General features: G+C 73.5%; 24 protein-coding genes. 10 read left to right on the plus strand and 14 right to left on the minus strand.

Going from position 1 to position 25,744, the window contains the following annotated elements:
• Positions 1-60: 60 nt before the first annotated feature.
• Positions 61-1,335 (minus strand): ATP-grasp domain-containing protein, encoded by a 1,275-nt coding sequence (locus BT341_RS28700; RefSeq protein WP_072479241.1) that lies wholly within the window; start codon positions 1,333-1,335, stop codon positions 61-63.
• Between the two features lie 84 nt (positions 1,336-1,419).
• On the opposite strand from BT341_RS28700, the gene BT341_RS28705 reads away from it, so the two are divergent.
• Positions 1,420-2,922: an FAD-dependent oxidoreductase gene (locus tag BT341_RS28705; RefSeq protein ID WP_072479242.1), complete on the plus strand. Its 1,503-nt coding sequence runs from the start codon at positions 1,420-1,422 to the stop codon at positions 2,920-2,922.
• A 532-nt stretch (positions 2,923-3,454) separates the two neighbouring features.
• Here BT341_RS28705 and BT341_RS28710 read toward each other — a convergent pair.
• Together BT341_RS28710 and BT341_RS28715 are read right to left on the minus strand one after the other, a co-directional pair.
• Positions 3,455-3,979 carry a DUF1360 domain-containing protein gene (locus tag BT341_RS28710; RefSeq protein ID WP_072479243.1) on the minus strand — a complete coding sequence of 175 codons (525 nt, stop codon included), beginning with the start codon at positions 3,977-3,979 and terminating at the stop codon, positions 3,455-3,457.
• On the minus strand, positions 3,976-4,770 hold the full coding sequence (locus tag BT341_RS28715) for an SDR family NAD(P)-dependent oxidoreductase (RefSeq protein WP_072479244.1): 795 nt from the start codon (positions 4,768-4,770) through the stop codon (positions 3,976-3,978). Before BT341_RS28715 ends, BT341_RS28710 begins: the two co-directional genes overlap by 4 nt.
• A 96-nt stretch (positions 4,771-4,866) precedes the next feature.
• Between BT341_RS28715 and BT341_RS28720 the strand changes: the two genes are divergently transcribed.
• Both BT341_RS28720 and BT341_RS28725 read left to right on the plus strand, forming a co-directional pair.
• A complete protein-coding gene (locus BT341_RS28720) occupies positions 4,867-5,880 on the plus strand; it encodes a DNA topoisomerase IB (protein ID WP_072479245.1) in 1,014 nt (337 codons plus the stop codon).
• A 134-nt stretch (positions 5,881-6,014) separates the two neighbouring features.
• Positions 6,015-6,356: a hypothetical protein gene (locus tag BT341_RS28725; RefSeq protein ID WP_245805136.1), complete on the plus strand. Its 342-nt coding sequence runs from the start codon at positions 6,015-6,017 to the stop codon at positions 6,354-6,356.
• A gap of 143 nt (positions 6,357-6,499) precedes the next feature.
• On the opposite strand, the gene BT341_RS28730 is transcribed toward BT341_RS28725, so the two are convergent.
• Both BT341_RS28730 and BT341_RS28735 read right to left on the minus strand, forming a co-directional pair.
• Positions 6,500-6,880 (minus strand): VOC family protein, encoded by a 381-nt coding sequence (locus BT341_RS28730; RefSeq protein ID WP_072479247.1) that lies wholly within the window; start codon positions 6,878-6,880, stop codon positions 6,500-6,502.
• Between the two features lie 2 nt (positions 6,881-6,882).
• Positions 6,883-7,866 (minus strand): YihY/virulence factor BrkB family protein, encoded by a 984-nt coding sequence (locus BT341_RS28735; protein ID WP_245805137.1) that lies wholly within the window; start codon positions 7,864-7,866, stop codon positions 6,883-6,885.
• 87 nt (positions 7,867-7,953) lie between these two features.
• Here BT341_RS28735 and BT341_RS28740 point away from each other — a divergent pair, with 87 nt between their 5' ends.
• Positions 7,954-8,421: an SRPBCC family protein gene (locus BT341_RS28740; protein WP_072479249.1), complete on the plus strand. Its 468-nt coding sequence runs from the start codon at positions 7,954-7,956 to the stop codon at positions 8,419-8,421.
• Positions 8,422-8,436: 15 nt separating this feature from the next.
• Here the strand turns inward: BT341_RS28740 and BT341_RS28745 are convergent, their stop codons facing one another.
• From BT341_RS28745 to BT341_RS28770, 6 genes are all read right to left on the minus strand, one after another.
• Positions 8,437-10,029, minus strand: a complete 1,593-nt coding sequence (locus BT341_RS28745; protein ID WP_072479250.1) for a phytoene desaturase family protein — start codon at positions 10,027-10,029, stop codon at positions 8,437-8,439.
• A 15-nt stretch (positions 10,030-10,044) separates the two neighbouring features.
• Entirely contained in the window at positions 10,045-11,115 is a 1,071-nt protein-coding gene (locus BT341_RS28750) for an NAD-dependent epimerase/dehydratase family protein (protein WP_072479251.1), read from the minus strand.
• A gap of 34 nt (positions 11,116-11,149) precedes the next feature.
• Positions 11,150-13,174, minus strand: a complete 2,025-nt coding sequence (locus BT341_RS28755) for a CocE/NonD family hydrolase (protein WP_072479252.1) — start codon at positions 13,172-13,174, stop codon at positions 11,150-11,152.
• A gap of 21 nt (positions 13,175-13,195) precedes the next feature.
• Positions 13,196-14,386, minus strand: a complete 1,191-nt coding sequence (locus BT341_RS28760; RefSeq protein ID WP_072479253.1) for a zinc-dependent alcohol dehydrogenase — start codon at positions 14,384-14,386, stop codon at positions 13,196-13,198.
• A 73-nt stretch (positions 14,387-14,459) separates the two neighbouring features.
• Positions 14,460-15,455 (minus strand): inorganic phosphate transporter, encoded by a 996-nt coding sequence (locus BT341_RS28765; RefSeq protein ID WP_072479254.1) that lies wholly within the window; start codon positions 15,453-15,455, stop codon positions 14,460-14,462.
• Positions 15,455-16,069, minus strand: a complete 615-nt coding sequence (locus tag BT341_RS28770; RefSeq protein ID WP_072479255.1) for a DUF47 domain-containing protein — start codon at positions 16,067-16,069, stop codon at positions 15,455-15,457. The genes BT341_RS28765 and BT341_RS28770 overlap by 1 nt, the downstream gene beginning before the upstream one ends.
• A gap of 94 nt (positions 16,070-16,163) precedes the next feature.
• On the opposite strand from BT341_RS28770, the gene BT341_RS28775 reads away from it, so the two are divergent.
• Both BT341_RS28775 and BT341_RS28780 read left to right on the plus strand, forming a co-directional pair.
• Entirely contained in the window at positions 16,164-17,105 is a 942-nt protein-coding gene (locus BT341_RS28775) for a glycosyltransferase (protein ID WP_072479256.1), read from the plus strand.
• Between the two features lie 21 nt (positions 17,106-17,126).
• On the plus strand, positions 17,127-18,335 hold the full coding sequence (locus BT341_RS28780; RefSeq protein WP_072479257.1) for a glycosyltransferase family 4 protein: 1,209 nt from the start codon (positions 17,127-17,129) through the stop codon (positions 18,333-18,335).
• 63 nt (positions 18,336-18,398) lie between these two features.
• Here BT341_RS28780 and BT341_RS28785 read toward each other — a convergent pair whose 3' ends face one another.
• Genes BT341_RS28785 through BT341_RS28795 form a run of 3 tightly spaced genes read right to left on the minus strand, consistent with a single transcriptional unit; the run spans position 18,399 to position 20,988 of the window.
• Positions 18,399-19,289 carry a glycosyltransferase family 2 protein gene (locus BT341_RS28785; RefSeq protein ID WP_072479258.1) on the minus strand — a complete coding sequence of 297 codons (891 nt, stop codon included), beginning with the start codon at positions 19,287-19,289 and terminating at the stop codon, positions 18,399-18,401.
• Positions 19,268-20,134 carry a glycosyltransferase family 2 protein gene (locus BT341_RS28790; protein WP_072479259.1) on the minus strand — a complete coding sequence of 289 codons (867 nt, stop codon included), beginning with the start codon at positions 20,132-20,134 and terminating at the stop codon, positions 19,268-19,270. The genes BT341_RS28785 and BT341_RS28790 overlap by 22 nt, the downstream gene beginning before the upstream one ends.
• Complete coding sequence (locus BT341_RS28795; protein ID WP_072479260.1) at positions 20,131-20,988, minus strand: polysaccharide pyruvyl transferase family protein; 858 nt, start codon at positions 20,986-20,988, stop codon at positions 20,131-20,133. The genes BT341_RS28790 and BT341_RS28795 overlap by 4 nt, the downstream gene beginning before the upstream one ends.
• A 73-nt stretch (positions 20,989-21,061) precedes the next feature.
• On the opposite strand from BT341_RS28795, the gene BT341_RS28800 reads away from it, so the two are divergent.
• From BT341_RS28800 to BT341_RS28815, 4 genes are all read left to right on the plus strand, one after another.
• Positions 21,062-22,027 (plus strand): UDP-glucuronic acid decarboxylase family protein, encoded by a 966-nt coding sequence (locus BT341_RS28800; RefSeq protein ID WP_177328911.1) that lies wholly within the window; start codon positions 21,062-21,064, stop codon positions 22,025-22,027.
• Positions 22,028-22,139: 112 nt separating this feature from the next.
• Positions 22,140-23,813: a carbamoyltransferase family protein gene (locus BT341_RS28805; RefSeq protein ID WP_072479262.1), complete on the plus strand. Its 1,674-nt coding sequence runs from the start codon at positions 22,140-22,142 to the stop codon at positions 23,811-23,813.
• Entirely contained in the window at positions 23,813-24,373 is a 561-nt protein-coding gene (locus BT341_RS28810) for a D-sedoheptulose-7-phosphate isomerase (RefSeq protein WP_084743018.1), read from the plus strand. Before BT341_RS28805 ends, BT341_RS28810 begins: the two co-directional genes overlap by 1 nt.
• Positions 24,370-25,737: a PfkB family carbohydrate kinase gene (locus BT341_RS28815; protein ID WP_072479264.1), complete on the plus strand. Its 1,368-nt coding sequence runs from the start codon at positions 24,370-24,372 to the stop codon at positions 25,735-25,737. Before BT341_RS28810 ends, BT341_RS28815 begins: the two co-directional genes overlap by 4 nt.
• Positions 25,738-25,744: the final 7 nt, after the last annotated feature.

The raw sequence follows: 25,744 nt of genomic DNA on the forward strand, positions 1-25,744 counted from the left end.
CCGTCCGGGTCGGGTTCGGACTGTCCGAACCCGACCCGGCGCCGGCGAGCCGCGGTGCGTTCACGCTTCGGCGAACTCGAACGGCAGCGCGTCCACGCACGCCTGGTACTTCTGCACCATCTCGTGCTCGGTGTGCGCGGCGACGAACAGGTGCGCCAGCTCGAAGCTGTAGCTGTCCTGCTCGGGCAGGTCGGACAGCCGCTGCCCCACCTCGGGCACGATCTCGATCTGGGTGCCGTCGATGCGGTCCTGCACGGCCGCGATCTCTTCCGGTGTCGGCACGCGCGTCACGACGCCGTCTTCGAACCGGCGCAGGTACCACTTCGCGGCGATCTGGTACTTCCCCTTGTGGGGACGGCGTCCCGGGTCCTGCCCCAGGCCGAGGCGGACCATGATCTCGTGGTTGGCGACGCCGTCGACGAACTCGAACAGCTCGGCGTGCGACTGCGAGTGCCGGGGGTTGATCTCCAGCAGGCACACCTGGCCCGACTCCGGGTCGCAGAAGAACTCGATGCTGAAGGTGCCGTTGTCGAAGCCGATCTGCTTCATCACCCGCGTGGCCACGTCCCGCATCCGCTGGACCGGCTCCTCCCCCAGCTGGGACGGGTACTGGTGGCGCAGGAACGACGAGCTGTCCGGGTAGTTGATCGAGTCGAGGGCGCCGTAGACGACGACCTCGCCCTGGTACACGTACCCTTCGACAGCGGCCTGGACGCCGTGCAGGGCTTCCTCGGCCAGGCAGGCCGCGCCGCCGACCTTCGCGATCTCCGGCGGCAGCCGGACCTGCTCGAGCACGTACCCGAACGGCTCCCCCACCCGGCCGACGCCGTCGCGGATCTCGGCGACGGCCTCGGCGAACTCCGCCTCGTTCTCGGCCTTGAAGGCCAGCTCCGAGGAGAACGACTTGACCGGCTTGAGCCACATCGGGAACCCGACGCCCGCCGGCGGCGCCGGCTTTTCGGCGTCGAGGTCGACGATGCCGAAGTTCGGCAGCTCGTCGATCACCTTTCTCTGTTCCAGCCTGCTCCAGTACTTGTGCTCGCACTTCAGCACCGCCTCCAGCGAAACGCTGGGGAGGCCGTAGCGGGCGCACAGGATGGGGACGAGCGACGCCGCCGGGAAGTCCCAGTAGCTGACGATCGCGCCGACTTCGCCGTCGAACGCGTCCAGCTCGTGCTGCGCGGTCTTCAGGAGCGCTTCGAAGTCGATTTCGCCGTGCTGGAGGTCTTCCGGGGTCAGCAGGCCGTGGAACCGGTAGGTGCCGGCCCACGGCAGGCGGTCCAGTACGCGCTGGTTCTCCTCGTCCAGGCCGATCACGAAGATGTCGGTACTCATGCCGACGGGCTACCCGCCCCGCGGACCCGCCGAAACGGGGCCGGATGGCCGGTTTGATCCGCTCGTCAGCGGGCATCCGCCGGTATGACCGCTCTGCCCGAACCGCTGTCCCTGTGGGTCGAGACCGCCCCCGCGCCGGACCGCACCGGTGTCCCGGTGCCGCCGGAAGCCGACGTGGTCGTGCTCGGCGCGGGCATCGCGGGCCTCACGACCGCGCTGCTCCTCGCGCGCGGCGGCCGCTCGGTGGTCGTGCTGGAGGCCGAGCGGGTCGCCGCCGGGGTGTCCGGGCACACCACCGCGAAGGTCAGCGCCCAGCACGGCGCGAAGTACGCGGACCTGACGTCCCGGCACGGCGCCGGCGCGGCCAAGACGTACGCCGAGTCACAGGCCGCCGCCGTCGAGTGGATCGCCGCCACGGCCGCCGAACTGGGCATCGATTGCGGCTTCACCCGCGCGGACAGCTACGTCTACACCACGCGCGAGAACACCGTCGACTCGCTGAAGCGCGAAGCGGACGCGGCCGCGGCGGCCGGTCTGCCCGCGTCGTTCGCCGAAGAGATCGCGCTCGACGTGCCCGCCCTCGGCGCGGTCCGGACCACCGGGCAGGCGCACTTCCACCCCCGCCGATGGCTGCTCGGCCTCGCCGCGGAGATCGAGCGCGCGGGCGGCACCGTCGTCGAAAACGCGCGCGCGACCGCGCTGAACGGGCAGACCGTCCGCACGTCGCGCGGCGACGTCCTGGCCGGCGAAGTCGTCGTCGCGACGCACTATCCCGTGCTCGACCGCGGCCTGTACTTCGCCCGGCTGGACCCGGTCCGCGACCTCGTCGTGGCGGGCCCGGCCGCGGGCAACACGCCGCCCGCGGGCATGTTCCTCGACGCCGACACGCACCACTCCGTCCGCGGGTACACCGAGCACGGCACGCCGATGGTGATCGCCGGCGGCGAGCACTACCGCGTCGGGGCGCACGTCAACGTCGAGCGCCGGTACCGGCGGCTGGCCGGCTGGGCGGACGCGCACGCGGGCCTGCACCGCGTGACCCACCGCTGGTCCGCCCACGACATGTCCACTGTGGACATGCTGCCGTACGTCGGGCGGTACCTGCCGGGGACGAACCACCTCTGGGTGGCCACCGGCTTCGGCCAGTGGGGCATGACGGGCGGCACCGCGGCGGGGCACGTGCTCGCCGCGCGGATCCTCGGCGAGCCGCACCCGGCCGCGGACCTGTTCGACCCCAACCGCTTCGACGCCCGCTCGGTGCTCGGCGTCGCCCAGGACAACCTCACCGTCGCGAAGTACCTCGTCGGCGACCACGTGGCCGCGCTGTGGCGGTCCGAGAAGCTCGACGACCTCAAGCCGGGCGACGCCGAGGTGGTCCGGGTCGGCGGGGAGCTCGTCGCCGCCCACCGCGACGAAGCCGGGCAGCTGCACACGGTCGGCGCGCACTGCACCCACCTCGGCTGCCTGGTCTCGTTCAACGACGCGGAAAAGACGTGGGACTGCCCCTGCCACGGGTCGCGGTTCGGCGTCGACGGCGAAGTCGTGCAGGGCCCGGCGGTCCGCCCGCTGCGCCGCGGGCCCGCATGAGCCGCCTGCGCGTGCCGACCGTGACGTGCCGGCACCGCGGTACGCCGGCTGGCCGGTCGGCGAGACGCACGAGATCGGCCAGCGGCCCGTGGGCCGCGCGATCCGGACGGCCTGATGCGGTCGCCGCCGCGAGACGCAGGCGCTGCGCGCAGCCCGGTTCGTGGAAAAGCTGCTCCCCCGGCCCGAAGAACACGTGGTGCTGCTCGGCGGACTGGACGCGCCGCCGGGCCCGGCAAGCAGTCCCTGGACGCCACGAGCGTCTGCTACGCCGACGCGTGGGCGAGCGGCTGTCCCGACCGAGCCGGGGCACACGTTCACCCCGGCCAACGCGCTGGTCCGCGCCGGGGACACGCCGCTGGAGACCGGTCGCCGGATCGGCTGCGTGCCGGTGCGGTCCGGCCCGTGGGGGCCGCCGGCCGTGGCGGGGTGCCACCGCCCCGGTGGACGGCGTCCAGGCCAGCGACCACGACGGCGTGTTCGCGGAGCCGGCCCGGCCGCCGCACCCGCCCGGCGACCTGGCCGGGCTCACCGGCTAACCCGACGCCAGCTTCTTGCCCGCGTCGTAGAGCAGGTGCAGCGCGTCCGCCACGCCGACCGCCGTCAGGACCGTCGCCGCCAGCCGGGTCGGGCGGGGCGCGATGACCAGGCCGGCCGCCAGACCCGTGCCGACCCAGACGTTCAGGCAGAACGGACACGACAGCAGCTCGCCCAGCGCGTGCTCGACGTGGCCTTCGCCGGGGACGGACTCGTTCAGCTCGTCGTCGCCCGCCGGTTCTTCGTACCGGGTGAAGGGCGCGCGCAACGGGCTGGTCACGGCGTCCTTGGCCAGCAGCCGGCTGGCCTTGAACGTCGCCGTGCCCAGCAGCACGGTGTCGCCGAGGCCGAACCGGCTCGGCAGGCGTTTCCCGAGGAGCCTGCCGAGCGCCGTCAGGCCGCCGACGAGCGTGCCGTAGGTCGCCATCACGCCCACGTAGCCGGCCAACGGCCGGTCGGCGTCTCCGGCATACCCGCGCTGGACCTGCTTCGCCTTCGCCGCGACTTCCTTGACCACGCTCATGCGTCCGCCGATCCGGGCTTCGTCATCTTGCCCTGCTGTTTCGCCTTCGCCTCGTCCGGCAGCACCCGCGAGGCGGCCGTCTGGATCTTGTTCTTCGCCATGCCCGGCACGACCTTGTCCTTGCCCGCCATCAGCGCTGCGTACCCGGCTTCGGCGATCTCGGCCGCGGAGTCCTTGGCGCCGGCCGCGAGCTTCGTGTCTTCCATGTCGGCGCGCTCGAAGAACTCCGTGTCGGTCGGACCGGGCAGCATCGCCGTCACGGTCACGCCCTTGTCCTTCACCTCGCCCCGCAGGCCCTCGGAAAACGAGGTCAGGAACGCCTTCGAAGCGGCGTAGACCGCCTGGTACGGCCCCGGCGACGTACCGGCGATCGAGGAGGTGAACAGCACCCGTCCGTGCCCGCGGCCGACCATGCCGGGCAGGATCCGCTTGGTCAGGTGCACGGCCGAGCGCACGTTGAGGTCGACGACGGTCAGCTGGTCCTCCAGGCGCGTGTCGCCGGCGAACTCGCCGTTGACGCCGACGCCGGCGTTGACGGCCAGCGCCTCGACCGGGCGGCCGGCCAGCCGCCGGGCCAGCTCCTCGACCCCGTCGGGGGCGGCGAGGTCGGTCCGGACGGCCTCGACCTCGGCCCCGCACGCGCGGACCTCGTCGGCGGCCGCGGCGAGCTCGGCGTCCTCGGCGGCGAGCACGAGGTCGAAGTCGTGCCGGGCGAACTGCTTCGCCAGCTCGAGCCCGATGCCGCTGGACGCGCCGGTGACGACGGCCAGCGGCCTGGTGGCGGTGGTCATGCGAACCGCTCCCTTCCGGTGGGTTACCCACCGCGTACCCGGCCCGGCGGCGGGCAATCATGGTTTCCCGGTACGCCGGGCGGGTATTTCGCGGCGATGGGACGCACCCGACTCCGGCGCAGTGACCTGAGCGGCCCCGGCATCCGGCGGATCCGCCGCGGCCGCGGGTTCTCCTACGCCATGCCCGACGGCTCGCCGGTCACCGACCTGGAGCTGCTCGACCGGATCAAGGGGCTGGTCATCCCGCCCGCGTGGCGGAACGTGTGGATCTGCCCGTACCCCAACGGGCACATCCAGGCCGTCGGGACCGACGACGCGGGGCGGCGCCAGTACCTCTACCACGAGCAGTGGCGGCGGGACCGCGACGAGGAGAAGCACGACCGCGTGCTGGCGATGGCGCGCCGGCTGCCCGCGTGGCGCGCCTCGGTGGAGGAGGATCTCGCCGGTTCCGGGCTGACGCGGAAACGGGTGCTGGCGGCCGCGCTGCGGATGCTGGACCGGGGCATCTTCCGCACCGGCGGCGAGGAGTACGCAGAGGAGAACGGCACCCACGGCGTCGCGACGCTGCTGCGGGAACACGCGGCGGTCCGCGGCGACGAGTGCCGGTTCTGCTACGTCGCCAAAGGCGGTCTCGACCGGGAGGTCGCGATCCGGGACGCGGCGCTGGCTTCGGTCGTCAAGTCCCTGCTGCGCAGCCGCTCGGGCAGCGACCGGCTGCTGGTGTACCGCGAGGGCGGCAGCTGGCACGAGGTGCACGCGGCCGACATCAACGAGCGGTTCAAGGAGCTGGCCGGCGAGGACTGCACGGCGAAGGACATGCGCACCTGGAACGCCACGGTCCTGGCCGCGGCCGCGTTCGCCGCGGCGGACCCGCCGACGTCGGAGACCGCCCGCAAGCGCGCGGAAGCGAAGGTGATGAAGGAGGTGTCCCAGGCGCTCGGCAACACCCCGGCGGTGTGCCGGTCGTCCTATGTGGACCCCCGGCTGGTCGAGGCCTACCGCAACGAGCGCACGATCGCCCTGGCGCTGAAGCGGGCGGGACGCCTCGAAGGCGACGACGCGCGGGCGGTGCTGGAGAAGGCGTGCGCCCGGCTGCTCAGCCGCGCGTGATTGAAGGTCACCCGGCCGGGGAAGTCTCCAGACGGCACCCGGTCCGCTCGCGGCGAGGAGGCACGGTGAGTGAGCGTCGATCCACCCGGACGTGTACTGGCCCGCGGACCCGGTCGTCCGGGACCCTGGGTGCGATGACTCCCGAAGCCTCTTCCGTGCGCTGGCGCGCGTCGATCGGCCTCGCCGTGGGCGGCGGCGGCCCGGTGTCGAGCATCGTCGAGTCCGAGCACGGCAGCGAAGGCTCCGCCCGCGAGTGGATCGAACGGAAACTGCCCCGCACCCGCTTCCCGGCCTGGATCCCGGCGTCCCGGCGCGCCGACGGCGTCGAGCTGTTCGGCCGGGTCGCCCGCGGACGGGTCGTCACCGGGCGGCTCGTGCCCACGTGGGAGTCGGAAGGCACGCCCGTCTGGCATGCCGACCGGGCCGGTGACCGGGTGCAGTGGCGTCGCTGTGCCGCGGAGAGCGACGAGGGTTGAGGGCCTGGGCGGGGCGGGGGAAAGTGTGATCGACTGGCGGCTTCGCCGCCTTGACCGCGCGTTGTCAGGCCGCGCCTCTACCCTTGCGCGGGTCACACGCGGATGATCCGCCGGTCGCGTGGAGGCGATCCCTGCGCGCGTTGTCAGGCCGCGCCCACGTCCTTGCGCAGCAGGCAGAACTCGTTGCCCTCCGGGTCCTGCAGCACTTCCCACGACTCCGTGCCGTCCTGGCCGACGTCCGCGCGGCGGGCGCCCAGCGCCAGCAGGCGGGCCAGCTCCGTCTCCTGGTCCGTGCCCGCCGGGCTCACGTCGATGTGCAGGGGCAGCTTGCCGCGGCGCGGGTTGTCCGTCTGGGCCAGGATCAGCGTCGGCGGGCCATCGCCGAACCGGACGCCCGGCGGGCCCAGCTCCAGGCCGTCCGGCTCGTGGCCGATCACCTCGTAGCCGAGCACCGCGCACCAGAACTCCGCCAGGCGGTCCGGGTCGCGGCAGTCCAGCACCAGCTCGGTGATCCGGCAGGCCATCCTCAGCTCCGTTCGGTTTCCCTCGCCACTCGCGCGGCCTCGTCCTCGTCCATCGCCTTCGTGTCCCGCGGCGGCAGGAACGGCTCCTCCTGATCCCCCTCGTGCCCCGCCTCCAGCGTGCGGCCGCGGGCGACCTCGGCGTCCAGCTCCGCGCCGAGCAGCACGGCGAGGTTCGAGATCCACAACCATACAAGGAAGACGATCACCCCGGCCAGCGAGCCGTAGGTCTTGTTGTACGAACCGAAGTTCGCCACGTACAACGCGAACCCCGCCGACGCCAGCACCCACAGCACCACGGCCAGCAGCCCGCCCGGCGTCAGCCACTTGAACCCCGGCTGCCGCACGTTCGGCCCGAGCCAGTACAGCAACGCGAACGCCAGGCTGACCAGCAGCGCGATCACCGGCCACTTGGCGATCTCCCACACCAGCACCCCGGTCGAGCCGAGCCCGATCGCGTCCCCGATCCGGCGGGCGATCGTGCCCGTCGCCACCACCCCCAGCGCGCACGCGGCCAGCAGCACGACGATGCCGACCGTCAGCGCGATCCGCAGCGGGATCGTCTTCCAGATCGGGCGTCCTTCGGGCATGCCGTAGATGGCGTTCGACGCGCGCATGAACGCGCCGACGTACCCCGACGCCGTCCACAGCGCGCCCAGCAGGCCGATGATCGCCAGCGGCCCGGCCAGTCCCCGTGAGCCGGCGAGCTCCCCGATCGCGCCGACGAGGATGTCCTTGCCCTGGCCGGGAACGATCTGCCGGACGTTGTCGATCACGGTCTGGATCGTGTCCGGGCCGAGCAGGCCGAGGATCGCGGTGAGCACGATGATGCCCGGGAACAGCGAGAGCACGCCGTAGTAGGTGAGCGCCGCGGCCCAGTCGGTCAGGTTGTCGCGGTTGAACTGCTTGAAGGTGCGCTTCAGCACCGCACCCCAGGTGCGCTTGGTCAGCTCACCCGGTCCTTCGGGTGTGTTTTCCCGTCCGGCCACCGTCGTCACCTCCGCGTCGTCGGCGCGGGCATACCCCGTCCGCGACTGGGTATGCCTCCATTGCCCGCCGAGACGCAGGAGGAAGCCGTGCCCGAGGTAAGCCGTGTGATCGACGTACCGCCCGAGGCCGTGTTCGACGTCCTCGCCGACGGCTGGCTCTATTCGGGCTGGGTGGTCGGCAGCTCGCACATCCGCGACGTCGAAGGCGACTGGCCGGCGGTGGGATCGCGGATCCACCACAGCGTGGGCCCGTGGCCACTGCACATCCAGGACGAGACCGTGGTGACGGCGATGGAGCCGGGCCTGTCGCTGTCCCTGGAAGCCCACGGCTGGCCACTGGGCGCGGCGGCGGTCGGCCTGACGCTCGTCCCGCACGGCGAGGGGAAGACGCTGGTCAGGATGACCGAGCACATCGTCCGCGGGCCGGGCAAGCTGCTGCCCGAGCCGCTGCAGGCGCTGCTGGTGAAACCCCGCAACACGGAGTCCCTGGCCCGCCTGGCGGACCTGGCGACGGGCAAGCACGCCCGCACCGAGGACGGCCGCCCCCGCCCGTAAGCGCGGCCGGCGGGGTCAGCCGTAGACCGCGCGGTGGGCCGCCCGGATCACCGCCGCGTACCCGGGCCCCAGCTTCCCCGCCCTGGCCAGTGCCGCGCGGGCCGCGTTCGCTCCCGGGCCGCCGTGGACCGCTCCGCCCGGGTGGGCCGACGAACCCGCCAGGTACAGGCGGTCCACCGGGGTGTCCGACCGGCCCGTTCCCGGCACCGGGCGGAAGAACAGCTGCTGGTGGATCGCCGTCGTGCCGCCGTTGATCGCGCCGCCCACCAGGCCCGGGTCGTGGTCCGCCAGCTCCTCCGGGCCCTGGATGTAGCGGGCTTTGATCAGGCCCGTGAACCCGGGCGCGTTCGCCTCCACGGTCTCCTCGATCCGCTTCGCCCGCCGCTCCAGTGCCGCGCGGTTCGGGATCGAGCCGCGCGGCACGTGCGTGTACGCCCACGCCGACTCCGTGCCCGACGGCGAACGGCTCGGGTCGGCCGTCGTCATCTGGCCGAACAGCAGGAACGGCTTGCGCGGCGTGCGGCCGCGGACCAGGTCGCCGCCGAACGCCGACAGCCCGTCCAGGTCCGTGCCGAGGTGGATCGTCCCGGCGCCCCGCGCGGCCTCCGCCGTCCACGGCACCGGTCCCGACAACGCCCAGTCCACCTTCACCGTCGCGCTGTCCCACTGGAACCGGCCGAGGTCCTCGAGCAGGCGTGACGGCAGCCACTGCGCGTCCACCAGCTCGCCGTACAGCACCGGCGCCGGCACGTCGGCCAGCACGGCCTTGCGGGCCCGGACCGGATCGCCGGCACCGTCACGGACACCCAGCGCCCGTCCGCCGCCGACCAGCACCTCCCGCACCGGGCGTCCACAATGGACCACGCCGCCGCGGGACTCCAGACGGCGGACCAGCGCCGCCACCAGTTCGCCCGCGCCGCCCGCCGGCACCGGGAATCCTTCGTCCTGGCCGATCATCGCCAGCAGCCAGCCGAACACCGCGCTGCCGGCGTTGTCGACCGAAAGGTCGCTGTGCGCGGCGTTCCCGGCCAGCAGCAGCTTGGCGCCGTCGCCGGTGAACAGCTCGTCGCCGAAACGGCGCGCCGGCAGCGTCAGCATCCGGGCCAGGCGCAGCGCGTCGGCCGTTCCGGTGCGGCGCAGCAGCTTCAGCGCCGGGCGCACCGGCGGGAACGGCGTGAACAGCGCGTCCAGCAACGGCTCCCGGATCTCCCGCCACTGCCGGAACAACTCCCGCCACGCGTCCCCGTCGCCGGGCGCGAACTCGTCGACCGAGGCCGCCGTGCGGTCGACGTCCCGCGACAGCACCGCGCACCGGTCGTCGGGCAGCACGTGCGCGAGCACGTCGGGCGCGTGCCGCCAGCGCAGGCCGTGCTCGTCCAGCCGCAGGCCGCGGATCACCGGGGACACCGCGCTCATCGGGTAGAAGGCGCTGAACAGGTCGTTGTGGAAGCCCGGCTCGGTGACCTCGGCGGTCCGCACCGCGCCGCCCGGCACCGGCGTCGCCTCCAGCACGCACACCGACCAGCCGGCGTCGGCCAGCACGTTCGCCGCCACGAGCCCGTTGTGGCCCGCGCCGATCACGATCGCGTCGAAGGCTTCCGTGCTCACTGGCCCTCCTGCTGCTCAGACTTGCGACTGGTGGCTCGGCCCGACCCGGGCGAGCGAGCGGAGCCGGGCCAGCACGCCGGGCTCGCGCGGCGGGGCCAGGGGCGGGCTCGCCGCCCCGGCGCCCGAGCGCAGCCCGTCGACCAGCTCGCCGATCGCGGACGCGGCGTCGTACCGAGGTTGCCAGCCCAGGACCGTCTCCGCCACCGTCGTGTCGGCCAGCGCCGCGCGGTCGGCCAGCTCCAGCCAGCCGGGGTGCGCCGGCAACGCCCCGCTCAGCCAGGCCGCGCGGACCGCCGCCAGCGCGAGCGCCTTCGGCACCGGCAGCAGGGTGCCGCCGAGGATCGCGGCCAGCGCGTCGGCGTCGAGGACCTCGGGCGCGGCCAGGTTGACCGGGCCGGTGTACCCGCGGTCGAGGATGAGCCGGATCGCCTCGGCGACGTCGGAGGTGTGCACCGCCTGGGCGCGCAGCCCCCGCCACAGCGGCACGGGCAGCCGCCCTCCGGCGAGCCGGGCGGGTACCGCCGGGTCGAGCAGCCAGCGGGCGAACTCCCCGGCCGCCCGGCGCTGCAGGATCGCGCACGGCCGGATCCGGGCGAGGCCGACCTCCGGGTGCCGCGCCTCGAACCGGTCGAGCAGGGACTCCAGCGCGGCCTTGCCCCGGCTGTAGGCGCTGAGCGGGATCCCGGTGCACGGGTGGTATTCGCGCACCTTCTCCCAGCGCGGCGCGGGGCCGTAGGCGGCCACCGACGAGGCGGCGACCAGATGCGGGACCCCGGCCGCGGCCGCGGCGGCGAGCACGTGCCGGGTGCCGTGGTCGTTGGTGCGCCACATCGGCGGGTCCCGGCGCTCCGGGGAGATGGCCCAGGCCAGGTGCACGACCGCGTCCGCGCCGTCGAACAGCCCGGTCAGCTCCCGGTCGGCCCCGCGCACGCCGACGTCGAGGGCACGCCAGCCGGCGAGCCGGTAGGGCTCGGCGGTGGTGTCCGGCAGCCGGCGCGCCAGGCCGACGACGTCGTGCGCGGGGCCCAGGGCGGACAGCAGCGCCGTCCCGACGTTGCCGGTGGCCCCGGTGATCACGATCCGCACACCGGATGCTTACCCGGTGGCGCCGCGGCGAAACTCAGACCAGGTCGCGCGGGATCCGCCGATGCCAGTTGCGCGACACGATCCGCCGCGCGCCGTCGTAGCCGTCGAGCTGCGCGTCGATCACGAACTCCGTGTCGGTGCACGACACCCGGGTGCGGGTCTCGCTGCGCGCCTGCCATTCGCCGCGGGCGAAGGTCACGACCCACTCCGTTTCCGCGACCGGTGAGCAGAAGTCCTCGGCGACCCAGCTGTAGCGCTCGCGGACATCGCGGGTCACCTCCAGGTCGATGTCCTCGAAGCGCACCGTCCCGGCGTTCTTCACGATGTCCAGCGCCGCGCGGTAGTCGACGAGGTCACGCGAGACGGTCCAGCGCTGCTCGCCCGGGGTCAGCGCGGTCACCGGGATCGGCGGCGCGCCTTCGGGTTCGCCGAACGGCCGGGCCGGCAGCTCGTCCGGCTCGGCGACCGGGCGCACCGGCAGCTCCAGCGCGCTGTGTCCGGTGTGGACACTCAACAGCACCGGCTTCGGCGGCGGCCACGCCAGCGGCCAGTACGACGTGGACAGCGACAGCCGGATCCGGTGCCCGGCCGGGAAGGCCTGCGCCACGGCGTTCAGCTCGATCTCCACCGCGCAGCGCTCGCCTGGCTCCATCGGCGCCGGCTCGTCGTGGCCGTCGCGGTGGGTCAGGTTGAGCAGCCCGTAGGTGACGCGGGTGGCGCGCCCGTCCGGCGCGACGTCGGAGATCCGCGCCGCGATCATCGCGACCGGCTGGTCGGCCGAGACCTCCAGCCGCACCTTCGGCGAGCCGAGGATCTCGCAGCGTTCGGTGAGCACGTCCGTCTCGAACACCAGCGACCCGCCGTCCTCTTCACGCTGGTCGTACGGCAGGTCCGGCGGTGCGCTGTAGGACGCCCACTTGCCGGAGAACTGCCCGACCGACAACGGCGACGACACCGTCAGCGCCTCGTCGGCCACGGTCTCCCCCGGCCGCGCGAGGCGGTGCCGGGCCAGCGGCAGCTGCTGCGGCTTCACGTGCGGGGACGGCCAGGTCGCTTCCCCGACCCACCGCCCGGGCCGGTCTTCGTAGGACGTCGAAGGCGGGACGCTCTCCTGCATCCACGTGCGCAGCATCGGCCCGTCCATGGCCTCGTTCTCCTCGCCGCGCAGCCAGTGGTCCCACCACTTCACGACTTCCTGCAGGTAGCCGATCGCCGGCCCCGGCTCCCCGAGGTGCGGGTACTTGTGCGACCACGGGCCGATCAGCCCGCGCCGCGGCACGTCGAGGTGCGCCAGCAGCCGGATGACGGCGTTGGAGTAGCCGTCGGCCCAGCCGCTCGAGGCCAGCACCGGCACCTGGACGTCGCTGTAGTTCTCCGACACCGAGGCGTGCCGCCAGTAGCCGTCGCGCCGCTGGTGGCCGAGCCAGTTGTCGATCCAGAGGCTGCAGTTCTCCAGCCGCTCCAGCCACATCTCGCGCCACCGCTCGCCGACGACCGCCGGGTCCGGCGGCAGCGTCGCGTAGGCGAACATCGTGCCGGACTCGGCGACGTTGTCCGACAGCAGGCAGCCGCCCATGTAGTGCATGTCGTCGGCGAACCGGTCGTCGGTGAACGACGAGATCACGATCGCGCGCAGGCTCGGCGGTTTCCGCGCCGCGACCTGCAGCGCCGCGAACGCGCCCCAGGAGATGCCCATCATCCCGGTGTCGCCGGTGCACCACGGCTGCGCGGCTATCCACTCCAGGACGTCCTCGGCGTCGAGCTGCTCGCGCTCGAGGTACTCGTCGGCCAGGACGCCCTCGGACTCGCCGGTGCCGCGGATGTCCACGCGCACGCAGGCGTAGCCGTGCCCGGCGAGGTAGGGGTGGTGGATCGAGTCGCGCGGGGCGGTGAGGTCGCGCTTGCGGTAGGGGATGTACTCGAGGATCGCCGGCACCGGCTCGGTGTCCGACGAGACCGGCCGCCAGATGCGGGCGGACAGCACGGTCCCGTCGGACACCGGGATCCGGACGTGGTCTTCCTCGGTGATTTCGTACGGCAGCGAGGTGACGGCTCGCAAGAGCGGGTTCCTCCCGGAGTGCTAGGCGGTCGGCTGCAGCAGGATCTTCTGGGCGCCGTCGAGCTTCTTCTGGAAGATCTCGTACGCGCGCGGCGCGTCGTCCAGCGGCAGCTTGTGCGTCGCGAAGCCCTCGACGCCGAGCGGATCGCCGTCGCCGGTGAGCACCGGCATGATGTCGTCGAGCCAGTGCCGGACGTTGGCCTGGCCCATCCGCAGCTGGATCTGCTTGTCGAACAGCTCCATCATCGGCATCGGGTCGACCATGCCGCCGTAGACGCCGGACAGCGAGATCGTGCCGCCGCGGCGGACGGCGTCGATGGCCGCGTACAGCACGCTCAGCCGGTCGATGCCGGCCTTCTCGGTGATCTTCTCACCCAGCGGCTGCGGCAGCAGGCCGACCAGCGTGTGCGCCAGCTTCCCGACCGGCGCGCCGTGGGCTTCCATGCCGACGGCGTCGATCACGGAGTCGGCGCCGCGGCCGTTCGTCAGCTGGCGGATGCTGTCGCCGATGTCCTTGTGGTCGCGCGTGTCGAGCGTGGTCGCGCCGTGCTCGCGGGCCCGGGCGAGCCGCTCGGGCACGAGGTCGACGCCGATCACCTGGCCGGCCCCGCGGTGCCGGGCGATCCGGGCGCACATCTGCCCGATCGGGCCGAGCCCGAAGACGACCACCGAGCCGTCACGCGGGACGTTCGCGTACTCGACGGCCTGCCAGGCGGTCGGCACGACGTCGGAAAGGTAGACGAACCGCTCGTCCGGCGGGCCGTCCGGGACCTTGATCGGGCCGTACTGCGCCTGCGGGACGCGCAGGTACTCGGCCTGGCCGCCGGGAACCTGGCCGTAGAGCTTGGTGTAGCCGAGCAGCGCGGCGCCCTTGCCCTGCTCCTTGACCTGAGTGGTCTCGCACTGCGACTGCAGGCCGCGCTCGCACATCCAGCAGTGGCCGCAGGAGATGTTGAACGGGACGACGACGCGGTCGCCGGGCTTGAGGTTCGCGACCCCGGGCCCGACCTCCTCGACGACGCCCATCGGCTCGTGGCCGAGGATGTCGCCCTCGGTCATGAAGGCACCGAGGACCTCGTAAAGGTGCAGGTCGGAGCCGCAGATCCCGGTGGAGGTGACGCGGATGACCGCGTCGGTCGACTCCTCGATCTTCGGGTCCGGCACCTCCTCGACGCGCACGTCGCGCTTGCCGTGCCAGGTCACTGCCCTCATGGCTCTCCCTTTCGGCGTACGGGTGTCTCCGCCCCGGCTTCCCCCGGCCGGCGACGGGCAAACCCCGTGCCGGTCAGGTGAGCAGGTCCGCCACGAGGTACACGGCCGCGGCCACCGCCGCCGCGGCCGGGAACGTCAGCACCCAGCCCAGGACGATGTCCCGCGCGATCCCCCACCGCACCGCCGACAGCCGCCGGGTGGCGCCGACGCCCATGATCGCCGCCGTGATCACGTGCGTCGTCGAGATCGGGGCCTTCACCGCGAACGCCGTCACGTACAGCACCGACGACGCCACCGACTCCGCCACGAACCCGTGCGGCGGGTCCAGCGGGAACACGCGCCTGCCGAGCGTCCGCATGATCCGCAGGCCACCCGAATAGGTGCCCAGCGACAAGGCCGCCGCGCACAGCAGCGTCACCCACAACGGGACCGCGAACGTCGCCTGCTCCCCCGCCGCCACCAGCGCCAGGACGATCACGCCCATGCCCTTCTGGGCGTCCTGCAGCCCGTGGCCGAGCGCGAGCGCCGAGGCCGACAGGATCTGGAAGCGGCGGAACACCCGGCCGCTGCGGTGCGGGTTCGCCCGCCGCAGCAGCCACAGCGCGCCGACCATCGCGGCGTAACCGAGACCCAGCCCGAGCAGCGGCGACGCGACCATCGGGATCAGCACCTTCTCGGCGATGCCCGCCCAGTGCACGGTGCTCGCCGCCGCCAGCGCCGCGCCGACCATCCCGCCGATCAGCGAGTGCGAGGACGACGACGGGAGCCCGAAGTACCAGGTGATGAGGTTCCAGGTGATCGCCCCGGCCAGTGCCGCGAACACGACGGTGAGCGCGTCCGGACCCGGCGGGACGTCGATGATGCCCTTCGCCACCGTCGCGGCGATACCGGTGGACAGCAGCGCGCCCGCGAGGTTCATCACCGCCGCCAGCAGCAGCGCCGCGCGCAGGGTCAGCGCCCGCGTCGACACCGCGCTGGCGATCGCGTTCGCCGCGTCGTGGAAGCCGTTGGTGTAGTCGAAGAACAGCGTCAGGACGATCACCACGACCAGTGCGGCCGTGCCCGTCACTACGACTCCTTCACCGCGATGGTCTGCACCACGTCGGCCAGGTGCTCGAAGGCGTCGGCGGCCAGCTCGAACTGCTCGACGACCTCCTTCGTCTTGAGCACCTCGAGGGCGTCCCCGCCCGGCTCGAACAGGTGGGCCAGGATGCGGCGGTAGATCCGGTCGGCCTCGTTCTCCAGCTCGTTGATCTCGATCCAGAACGGCTCGAGCTCCCCGACCTTGGCCAGGCCGGGCATCGACTCCGCGGTGAGCTCGGAGGCGCGGCACAGCACCCGCACCAGCACGTCGGTGCCCGGCGGGAACGCGTCGAGGCGGTACAGCACCGCCAGGTCGGCCGCGGTGTCCATGAAGTCGAGCACGTCGTCGATCTTCGCGGCCAGCGCCTGGATGTCCTCGCGGTCGAACGGCGTCACGAACGAGCTGTTCAGCTCCACCATGATCGTGTGCAGCAGCTCGTCGCCGTGGTGCTCGACCTCGTGCAGGCGCTTGGCGAGCGGCTCCCGCTCGCCGGGTTCGGCGGCCACGAGCTCGCGCAGCAAGGCCGTCGCCGTCACCAGGTTTCTCGCCGCGTCGGTGAGCAGCTCGAAGAACCGGGTGCCCCGTGGGGTGAACCGCATGGATGGCCGTCCCTTCCTCGGCACGCGGCCGTCACCGCCGAGTACCCGGCGCGGCCGCACGTTTAACGCGCGATCTCCGGGAAACCAGGAAAGCATGACGCAACCCGGATCCCGGCGCCTGAGAGTACTGCTCTGGCACGTGCACGGCTCGTGGACCGACGCTTTCGTCCGCGGCCGCCACCACTACCTCCTGCCGGTTTCACCCGACGGTGCGCCGTGGGGGCTCGGCAAGGCCGGGCGGGACTGGCCGTCGGCGACCGAGGTCCCGCTCGACCGGCTCGCCGAGGCCGAACCCGACGTCGTCGTGCTGCAGCGCCCGGAGGAGCTGGACCTCGTGGCCCGCCTGCGGGTGCCGGCCGTCTACGTGGAACACAACGCGCCCCGGCCGTACGCCGCTTCGAGCGAGCATCCCCTGGCCGGGCGGTCGGACATCACCGTCGCGCACGTGACCCACTTCAACGAGACGATGTGGGACTGCGGGCGCGCGCCGACGACCGTCGTGCCGCACGGCATCCCGGACCCGGGCGCCCGCTACACCGGTGAGCTGGCCGCCGGCGTGTCGATGATCAACGAGCCGGTGCGCCGCCGCCGCGTCACCGGGGCCGACCTGCTCGGGACGCTCGCCGAGGCCGCCCCGGTCGACGTGTTCGGCATGGGTACCGAAGAGCTCGGCGAGCCACTGCGCGGGCGCGGCGACGTCCCGGCGCCCGCCCTGCACGACGAGATCGCCCGCCGCCGCGTCTACCTGCACACCGCCCGCTGGACGTCGCTGGGACTGTCCCTTTTGGAGGCGATGCACCTGGCGATGCCGGTGGTCGTCTTCGCCGCCACGGAGGCGGTGGAAGCGGTGCCGCCCGACGCGGGCGCGCTCTCCACCGACGTCTCCGTGCTGGCCCGGCGGTTCCGCGAGCTCGTGCACGAGCCCGACTTCGCCGCCTTGGCCGGCAAGAACGCCCGGGAGCACGCCCTGAAGCACTACGGGCTGGACGCCTTCCTGACCGCTTGGGACCACCTCCTCGCCGAGACGGCCCGCTGAACCGAAGGGAACGCCTCACCGATGAAGATCGCGATGGTGTCCGAGCACGCCAACCCGCTGGCCGCACTGGGCGAAGCCGACGCCGGCGGGCAGAACGTGCACGTCGCCGAGCTGTCGGCCGCGCTCGCGCGCGCCGGCCACGACGTCACTGTCTACACGCGCCGGGAGAGCCTCGACGAGCCGCCGGAGGTGCGGACGCCCCAGGGGTACCGCGTCGTGCACGTGCCCGCCGGACCGCCGCGCAAGGAGCCGAAGGACAACCTCCTGCCCTACATGGGCGAGTTCGGCAGCTTCCTGCGCGACCGGTGGTCCGCCGAGCGGCCCGACGTGGCGCACGCGCACTTCTGGATGTCGGGCCTGGCCACGGAGCTGGCGGCGAGCGCGACCGGGACGCCGGTGGCCCAGACCTTTCACGCCCTCGGCGTGGTCAAGAAGCGCTACCAGGGCGCCAAAGACACCAGCCCGGCCGACCGGATCCGGCTGGAGCGCATCATCGGCAGGCAGGCCGGGCGCGTCATCGCGACCTGCTCGGACGAGGTCTTCGAGCTGTCCCGCCTCGGCGTGCCGCGGTCGCGGATCTCGATCGTCCCCTGCGGCGTCGACCTCGGCCGGTTCACCCCGGACGGCCCGGTCGCGCGCCGCCGCGAGAAGCACCGCCTGGTCACGGTCGGCCGGCTGGTGCCGCGCAAGGGCTTCGACATCGCGATCACCGCGCTGGCCCAGCTCCCGGAAACCGAGCTGGTCGTCGCCGGCGGTCCCGAGCGGGGCCGGCTGACCCAGGACCCGGAGGCGCGGCGGCTGCGTGAGCTCGCCGAGCGGCTCGGCGTCGGCGACCGCGTGCGCTGGCCGGGCCAGGTGTCCCGGGAGGACATGCCCGCGCTGCTGCGCTCGGCCGACGCGGTGGTCTGCACGCCGTGGTACGAGCCGTTCGGCATCGTCCCGCTGGAGGCGATGGCCTGCGGCGTCCCGGTGGTCGCGGCCGCGGTCGGCGGGCTGACCGACACGGTCGTCGACGGCGTCACCGGCCTGCTGGTCCGGCCGCACCAGCCGAAGGAGCTCGCCTCGCGGGTCCGGCGGCTGCTCGACGACCCGGCGCTCTGCCACGCGTACGGCACCGCGGGCCACGACCGGGCGGTCGCCCGCTACTCCTGGGACCGCGTGGCCGCCGACACGCTGCGCGCCTACCACAAGCTGGTCCCGGAAACCGCGATGACGGCCGAGGCCCGCTGACCCGCTGCCCGTGCCTGCCACATCGAGGGACACGACGTCCCGTCGATGTGGCAGGCACGGCGTTCAGCCCACGTAGCGGCGGGCCTTCGAGTTGCGCTGCGGCTCCTCCAGCAGGCGCAGGCCGTGCTCGACGTGCGGCGGGACCACCCGGCGGTCACGGAGCACCCACGGCAGGCCGCGGACGACGTCGAGGAGCGCGGCCGCCGTCGCGGCGTCCGGCGGGGCCGTGCGCAGGACCTCGCGGCCGCGGCGGAACACCGCCGGCCACGGGCGGCGCAGCAGGAGGGTCCACAGCGTGTTGCGGATGCCGAGGCGACGGCGGTGGCGCGGGTCCCGCAGCTTCGACGGCGCGTGGTGGATCACGACGTCCTCGGCCCAGCACATCCACCAGCCGCGCGCGGCGAGGTCCAGGGCGAACAGCTCCTCCTCGCCGCCCAGCCACATCCGCGTCGAGAAGCCGCCGACCTCGCGGAACGCGCTGACCCGCACCGCCGTCAGCCCGGCCATGATGCCGAGCAGCGCCGGGCCGGGGAGCCAGTCCGGGCCCGGCACCGGCGACTCGCGCAGCTCCGGCGTGATCGGGTCCTCGGCCAGGCCCGGCTCGACCAGGCAGCGGCCGGTCACCGAGCCGAGCCCCGGGTAGGCGTCGAGCAGGTCGGCGGCCCGGGTCAGGGCGCCCGGCTGCCACGTCGTGTCGTCGTCGCAAAACGCGACGTACGGTGTCGTCACGTCCTCGACCGCCACGTTCCGCGCCACCGCGCCGAGGTTCTCCGCCAGCCGGTACAGCCGGACGCCGGGGTACTCCCGCTCGACCATGTCGGCCGTGCCGTCGGCGGATCCGTTGTCCACGACGGAGATCGGCGCGTCCTCGTCGAGCGACGTCATGTGCGCCAAGGTTTCCCGCAGCTGCTCGCGCCGGTTGCAGGTGATGATCACGACCGAGATTCGCGCCATTCGGCGGTCCTTTCCAGAGTCCGGGCCTGGTGTTCGACGTGGTCGGGCAGGACCCGCCGGGAACTCAGCGCCCGCGGCAGCCGGGGGACCGCCCCGAGCACGGCGCCGGGCGCCTCGACCAGCGTGCGCGCCACCTCGCGGCGGCAGACGCGCGGCGGCCGGCGCAGCACGGCGATGAGCAGCCGGTTGCGCAGCTCGGCGCGGCGGCGCCACGACGACGGCGGCCGCGACCGCGACGGGTGGTGGTGGGCGCGCAGCCGCTCCACGTAGCAGACGTCCCAGCCGCGCGCGGCCAGGTCGTAGGCGAGCAGCTGCTCCTCCGCCCCGAAGTGCAGCAGCGGGCTGAAGCCGCCGACCTGGAGGTACGCCGTCCGCCGGACGATCGCCGAGCAGGCGAGGAAGCCGAGCACGAGCGGGCCGGGCGCGCCGTCGGGATGCCCCAGCGGGCTGCGCTCCATTTCCGGCGTCACGGGGTCGTCCCGGCATTCCGGCCCGACGAGGGTGCGCGCGGCGAGCAAGCCGGTGCGCGGGTGCTCGTCGAAGATGCGCTCCGCCTCGGTCAGCGCGCCGGGCGCCCACCACGAGTCGTCGTCGCTGAAGGCGATGTAGGGCGTGCCGGCGACGATCACGCCGAGCGTGCGGGCCGCGGCGCCGAGGTTCTGCGGCAGCCGGATCAGGCGCACGCCGGGCCACCGCGTGGTGACGGCGGCGGTGTCGTCTTCGGAAGCGTTGTCCAGCACCACAACCGGCGGTTTGGGGTCCAGCCCGGACAGCTGCTCCAGCGTGCGCGCCAGTTCGCGGGCACGGTTGCGGGTGGCGATGACGACGGTCGTGCGCGCGCTCACCGGGCCCCCACCAGCTCGTCGACCAGCGCGGCCAGGGACGCCGGGTGCGCGGGCGGGCGGACCGGCGCCGACAGGCACCACTTCAGGCGGGAATCGAGCAACGCGGTGTCCCCGGCGTCCTCGGCGGCCAGTACCGGCCAGTCCAGCGCCCCGGCCTGCGCGGTCACCTTGCCGCCGCCTGCCACCGGGTCGGCAGCCAGCACCGGCACCCCGGCCTTGAGCCCGAGCACCAGCCCGTGCAGCCGGGTCGTCACGATCGCGTCCATTCTGGACAGTGCGGCGACCAGCTGGTCGGGGGTCGCGCAATGGTCCCAGTCCGCGTGCGCCAGCCGGGTGTCCAGCGGCACCCGGGCGCAGTCGAGACCGGCCAGCCAGCCGGTCAGTGCCTTGTGGACGTCGCCGTGCCGGCCCGCGCTGCCGTACTCCGGCTGGTGCGGCGCCAGGACCACGCCGAGGACCGGCGTGGGCGACACCGGCGCCGCCAGCGAGAGGTCGCGTTCGGCGGTCGCGCCGTCGTCGCGCGGCAAGACCCGGTGGAACCCGGTGACCGCCGGGTCGTCCGGGTCCGGCACGGACACGCCGACCGCGATGCGGCGGCAGGCGGCGTACCGGTCGTGCAGCGAACGCACCTGCGGCCCGTGGAGCGGGCCGCAGACGAACACCACGTGCGTGTAGTCCTCGGGCGGCGCGTCGGGCAGGTGCAGGGTGCCGGGCCGGAAACCCGGGCTCCACGCGACTTCGTGGCCGATCCCGGCTTCGGTCAGCGCGGTTTCGGCCGCGCGCAGGCTGAGGACGTCACCCGCGGTCGCTTCGCCGTGCAGGAAACTGGCCCATCCGGTGAGCAGAACTCGCATGGTCGGTGCGCTTACCCGCTCGCCGGTGCCTTACACGGGTTTGCGCGCACCGGCGCCGGGTAGCCGATCCGGCATGACGAATCCGGGAGTGACCAGGCGGTTCGAGCGTGCGGTGGTGACCGGGGGTGCCGGCTTCGTCGGCGCGCACCTGTGCGAGCTGCTGCTCGAAGAGGACATCGAAGTGATCGCCGTGGACAACCTCGTGACGTCCTCGGCGGACACCCTCGACGAGCTGCGCCGCCACGAGCGCTTCCGGTTCGTGCGCCACGACGTCACGCAGCCGATGCCGCTGAGCTGCCGGGCCGACGTCGTGTTCCACCTGGCTTCGGCCGCGTCGCCGCGCGACTACCTGGCCCTGCCGCTGGAAACCCTGCGTGCCGGTTCGCTCGGCACCGAGCACGCCCTCGACCTGGCCCGCCGCGACGGCGCCCGGTTCGTGCTGGCCTCCACCAGCGAGGTCTACGGCGACCCGCTCGAGCACCCGCAGCGGGAAAGCTACTGGGGCAACGTGAACCCGATCGGGCCGCGCAGTGTGTACGACGAGGCCAAGCGCTACGCCGAGGCCCTCACCTCGGCCTACCGCCGCGAACACGGCGTCGACACCGCCATCGCGCGGATCTTCAACACCTACGGCCCCGGCATGCGTGCCCACGACGGCCGGATGATCCCCGCGTTCCTCGACCAGGCCCTCAAGGGCGAGCCGATCACCGTCACCGGCACCGGCGAGCAGACACGGTCCATCTGCTACGTCGAGGACACCGTCCGTGGCCTGCTCGCGCTGGCGCGCTCGGACCACCCCGGCCCGATGAACATCGGCAACCCGGACGAGCTGACCGTGCGCCGGATCGCCGAGCGGATCAAGGAGATCACCGGGTCCGATTCGCCGATCGAGCACGTCGACGCGGTCGTCGACGACCCGAAGCGCCGCTGCCCCGACATCTCCCTCGCCCGGGACGTCCTGGGGTGGGAACCGAAGATCGACTCCGGCGACGGGCTCCGTCGCACAGCGGCGTGGTTCCGCCGGGCGCCGTCGCGCTGAGTAGCGACGCCCAGGGGTTTTGCGCGCGATCGTTTATCGATGACTTCACCGGGTAGCGCTATAGGCGAGAGCGGACGGGAAGAGTCCGCACCGGAACGCCAGAGGCAGGTCGATGCGCATACTCGGGATCAACGCCGTTTTCCACGACCCGGCCGCCGCGCTGGTCGTGGACGGGGAGATCGTCGCCGCGGCCGAAGAAGAACGCTTCAGCCGCCGCAAACACGGCAAGCAGGCCGTTCCGTTCTCGACGTGGGAACAGCCCGCGCAGGCCGCGGCCTGGTGCCTCGAGAAGGCGGGACTGTCCGCGAAGGACCTCGACGCCGTCGGGTACTCCTACGACCCGGCGCTGGTCGAACCCGGCCTGGCCGGCCACGACCCGAGCGGCGAGGAACTGCGGACCGAGTTCGCCAAGCGGGCGCCGCTGTTCCTGAAGTCCGCGCTGCCCGGGCTGGACCCGGGAATCGTCAAGTTCGTCCGGCACCACGTCGCGCACGCCGCGTCGGCCGCGCTCGCCGCGCCGTTCGGCGACTGCGCGGTGCTCGTGGCCGACGGGCGCGGCGAGAGCACGTCCTATCTGGCCGGTGAGTACCGCGACGGCCGGTTCAAGGAACTGGCGGCGCAGCGGCTCCCCCACTCGCTGGGCCTGCTCTACGAAGACCTGACCGAGCACCTCGGCTTCGCCCGCTCCAGCGACGAGTACAAGGTCATGGCCCTGGCCTCCTACGGCAAGCCCGAGTACCTCGACGAACTGTGCGAGCACGTGCACGTCACCGGTGACGGCGGGTTCCACGCCCACGGCGTCGACCTGGCCGCGCTCGCCCCGCGCCGCGAAGCCGGCGAAGAACTGACCCGGCGGCACGCCGACCTCGCGGCGAGCGTCCAGCGGGTCCTCGAAGACATCCTGCTGGAGCTGGCCGACTGGCTGCACGAGCGCACCGGCCAGCGCGACCTGGCGATGGCGGGCGGGATCGCGCTCAACTGCGTCGCCAACAGCCGCCTGCACGCCGAGGGCCCCTTCGACCGGATCTGGGTGCAGCCCGCCGCGGGCGACGCGGGCACGGCGCTCGGCGCGGCCCTGCAGCTCGCGGCCGACGCCGGCGAGCGCGGCGCGCCGATGGGCGACGCCGGCCTGGGTCGCGAATGGACCGACGAAGAGCTGGAAGCCATTCTCCGCAAGGCGAAACTGCCCTACGAACGTCCGGACGACCTCGCCGAGACCGTGGCCGAAGCGCTGGCCGGCGACGAGGTCGTCGCGTGGTTCCAGGGCCGCGCCGAGTTCGGGCCGCGGGCGCTGGGGCACCGGTCGCTGCTGGCCCACCCGGGCCGCAAGGCCAACCTGGAACGGCTCAACGACGTCAAGGGCCGCGAGCAGTTCCGGCCGGTCGCACCGATGGTGCGGGCCGGACGGGCGGCCGAGATCTTCACCCGGGGGCCGCTGCCCAGCCCGTACATGCTCTTCGTCCACGACGTCGCCGAAGCCTGGCGGGACCGCATCCCGGCCGTCACGCACGTCGACGGCACGGCCCGGGTCCAGACCGTCGAAGACCGCGAAAACCCCGTGCTGGCGCGGATGCTGGCCGGGTTCGAGCGGCGCACCGGCCTGCCGGTCGTGATCAACACCAGCCTCAACACCGCGGGCCGCCCGATGGTCGACTCGCCCCGCGACGCGCTCGAATGCTTCGGCTCCGCGCCGATCGACCTGCTCGCGCTGGGGCCGTTCGTGCTCCGGCGGCCCCGTCCGACACGAACCGGCGCGGCGTCGCCGGAGGAGAAGGAGGTGCCGTGATGGAAGACCATCTCGCCGCTCTGGCCGAAGCCGCCCGGCGGACCCGCGAATCCGCGCCCAAGATAACCGCGTGGGGACGGCATCTCGCCGGCGTGTTCGAAGCCGGCGGCAAGCTGCTCGCCTGCGGCAACGGCGGCAGCGCGGCCGAGGCCCAGCACCTGACCGGCGAGCTCGTCGGCCGGTTCCGCCACGAACGCCGTCCGCTCCCGGCGATCGCGCTGCACGCGGACACCTCGGCGACCACGGCCATCGTGAACGACTACGGCGACCACGAGGTCTTCGCCCGCCAGGTGCACGCGCACGGGCGGCCGGGTGACGTCCTGGTCTGCCTGTCCACCAGCGGCGGCAGCCAGAACGTCGTCGCCGCCGCGAAGGCCGCGCACGAGCTCGGGGTCACGACGTGGGCGCTCACCGGGCCCGCGCCGAACCCGCTCGCCGCGCTGTGCGACGACGCCGTGACGGTGGAGGCGCCGACCGTCGCGACCGTGCAGGAGATGCACCTGGCGCTGGTGCACGGCCTGTGCGCGGCGCTGGACGACGCGCTCGGGGTGACCGCGTGAAGCCGCTGGTCGTCCTCGGCGACACGCTGCTCGACGTCGACGCCGAAGGCACCGCGGAGCGGTTGTGCCCGGAGGCGCCGGTGCCGGTGGTGGACCTGACCGCCCGGCGCCGCCGCCCGGGCGGGGCCGGGCTGGCCGCGCTGCTGGCGGCGCGGTCGGCCACCGAGGTCGTGCTGGTCACGCCGCTGGGCGACGACGAAGGCGGCCACGCGCTCACCGGGCTGCTCGAACCGGACGTCACCGTGCTGCCGCTGCCCCTGCGCGGCACGACGGTGTGCAAGACCCGCGTCCGCGCGAGCGGGCAGTCCCTGGTGCGCCTGGATTCCGGCGACGGCACGGCCACCGCCGAGCCGCTGCCGTCCCGCGTGCGCGCGGTCGTCGAAGACGCCGGCGCCATCCTCGTCGCCGACTACGGCCGGGGCCTGACGCGCAATCCGGACGTCCGGGCGCTGCTGCGGGAACTCGCCGAGCGCGTCCCGGTGGTCTGGGACCCGCACCCCCGCGGGGCCCAGCCGGTCCCGGGCACCTGCCTGGCCACCCCGAACCTCGCCGAGGCACGCGCGGTGCTCGCCGGGCACGACGAGCCGGCCGAGCTCGCGAAGCTGCTGCGCGGGCACTGGCACGCCGACGCGGTCGCCGTCACCGTGGGCGCGCGGGGTGCCGTCCTCGCCGACGGCCTCGGCGAAACCACCGTGCCGGTTCCGGCGGCGGCCCGGGCACCGGGGTACACCGCGCCGGACACCTGCGGCGCGGGCGACCGGTTCGCCGCGGCCGCCACCGCGGCCCTGCTCGGCGGCGCGGACGCCGGCGAGGCCGTCACGACGGCGGTCGAAGCGGCCGCCCGGTTCGTCGCGGCCGGTGGCGCGACCGCGCTGTCCACCGACGACGGCCCGGTCCCCGACCGGCAGCCGGCCACCGACGCCTTCGGCCTCGCCGACCGCGTCCGGGAGACCGGTGGCCGCCTGATCGCCACCGGCGGCTGCTTCGACCTGCTCCACCCGGGACACGTCAGCCTGCTCCGGCAGGCCCGCGCGCTCGGCGACGCCCTGGTCGTCTGCCTCAACTCCGACGCGTCGGTGCGCGCCCTCAAGGGCCCGGGCCGGCCGCTCGTGCGGGACCGCGACCGCGCGCGGCTGCTGACCGCGCTGTCCTTCGTGGACGCCGTCGCCGTGTTCGACGAACCGTCGCCCACCGCCGTGCTGGAGCGGCTGCGCCCGCACGTGTGGGTCAAGGGCGGCGACTACGCGCAGGCGGACCTGCCCGAACGCGAGGTCGTCGAACGGCACGGCGGCGAGGTCGTGCTCGTCCCGACCGTCCCCGGCTACTCGACGTCGCGGCTGGTCGCCGCGGCGGCCAGTGCCTGATCCCCTC

The organism is Amycolatopsis australiensis (genome assembly GCF_900119165.1).
GTDB lineage: Bacteria > Actinomycetota > Actinomycetes > Mycobacteriales > Pseudonocardiaceae > Amycolatopsis > Amycolatopsis australiensis.

Excerpts from the sequence above, each read along its gene's own strand:
- BT341_RS28700 (WP_072479241.1), bottom strand. The coding sequence starts at position 1,335 with ATGAGTACCGACATCTTCGTGATCGGCCTGGACGAGGAGAACCAGCGC.
- BT341_RS28705 (WP_072479242.1), top strand. The coding sequence starts at position 1,420 with ATGACCGCTCTGCCCGAACCGCTGTCCCTGTGGGTCGAGACCGCCCCC.
- BT341_RS28710 (WP_072479243.1), bottom strand. The coding sequence starts at position 3,979 with ATGAGCGTGGTCAAGGAAGTCGCGGCGAAGGCGAAGCAGGTCCAGCGC.
- BT341_RS28715 (WP_072479244.1), bottom strand. The coding sequence starts at position 4,770 with ATGACCACCGCCACCAGGCCGCTGGCCGTCGTCACCGGCGCGTCCAGC.
- BT341_RS28720 (WP_072479245.1), top strand. The coding sequence starts at position 4,867 with ATGGGACGCACCCGACTCCGGCGCAGTGACCTGAGCGGCCCCGGCATC.
- BT341_RS28725 (WP_245805136.1), top strand. The coding sequence starts at position 6,015 with ATGACTCCCGAAGCCTCTTCCGTGCGCTGGCGCGCGTCGATCGGCCTC.
- BT341_RS28730 (WP_072479247.1), bottom strand. The coding sequence starts at position 6,880 with ATGGCCTGCCGGATCACCGAGCTGGTGCTGGACTGCCGCGACCCGGAC.
- BT341_RS28760 (WP_072479253.1), bottom strand. The coding sequence starts at position 14,386 with ATGAGGGCAGTGACCTGGCACGGCAAGCGCGACGTGCGCGTCGAGGAG.
- BT341_RS28770 (WP_072479255.1), bottom strand. The coding sequence starts at position 16,069 with ATGCGGTTCACCCCACGGGGCACCCGGTTCTTCGAGCTGCTCACCGAC.
- BT341_RS28775 (WP_072479256.1), top strand. The coding sequence starts at position 16,164 with ATGACGCAACCCGGATCCCGGCGCCTGAGAGTACTGCTCTGGCACGTG.
- BT341_RS28780 (WP_072479257.1), top strand. The coding sequence starts at position 17,127 with ATGAAGATCGCGATGGTGTCCGAGCACGCCAACCCGCTGGCCGCACTG.
- BT341_RS28785 (WP_072479258.1), bottom strand. The coding sequence starts at position 19,289 with ATGGCGCGAATCTCGGTCGTGATCATCACCTGCAACCGGCGCGAGCAG.
- BT341_RS28795 (WP_072479260.1), bottom strand. The coding sequence starts at position 20,988 with ATGCGAGTTCTGCTCACCGGATGGGCCAGTTTCCTGCACGGCGAAGCG.
- BT341_RS28800 (WP_177328911.1), top strand. The coding sequence starts at position 21,062 with ATGACGAATCCGGGAGTGACCAGGCGGTTCGAGCGTGCGGTGGTGACC.
- BT341_RS28805 (WP_072479262.1), top strand. The coding sequence starts at position 22,140 with ATGCGCATACTCGGGATCAACGCCGTTTTCCACGACCCGGCCGCCGCG.
- BT341_RS28810 (WP_084743018.1), top strand. The coding sequence starts at position 23,813 with ATGGAAGACCATCTCGCCGCTCTGGCCGAAGCCGCCCGGCGGACCCGC.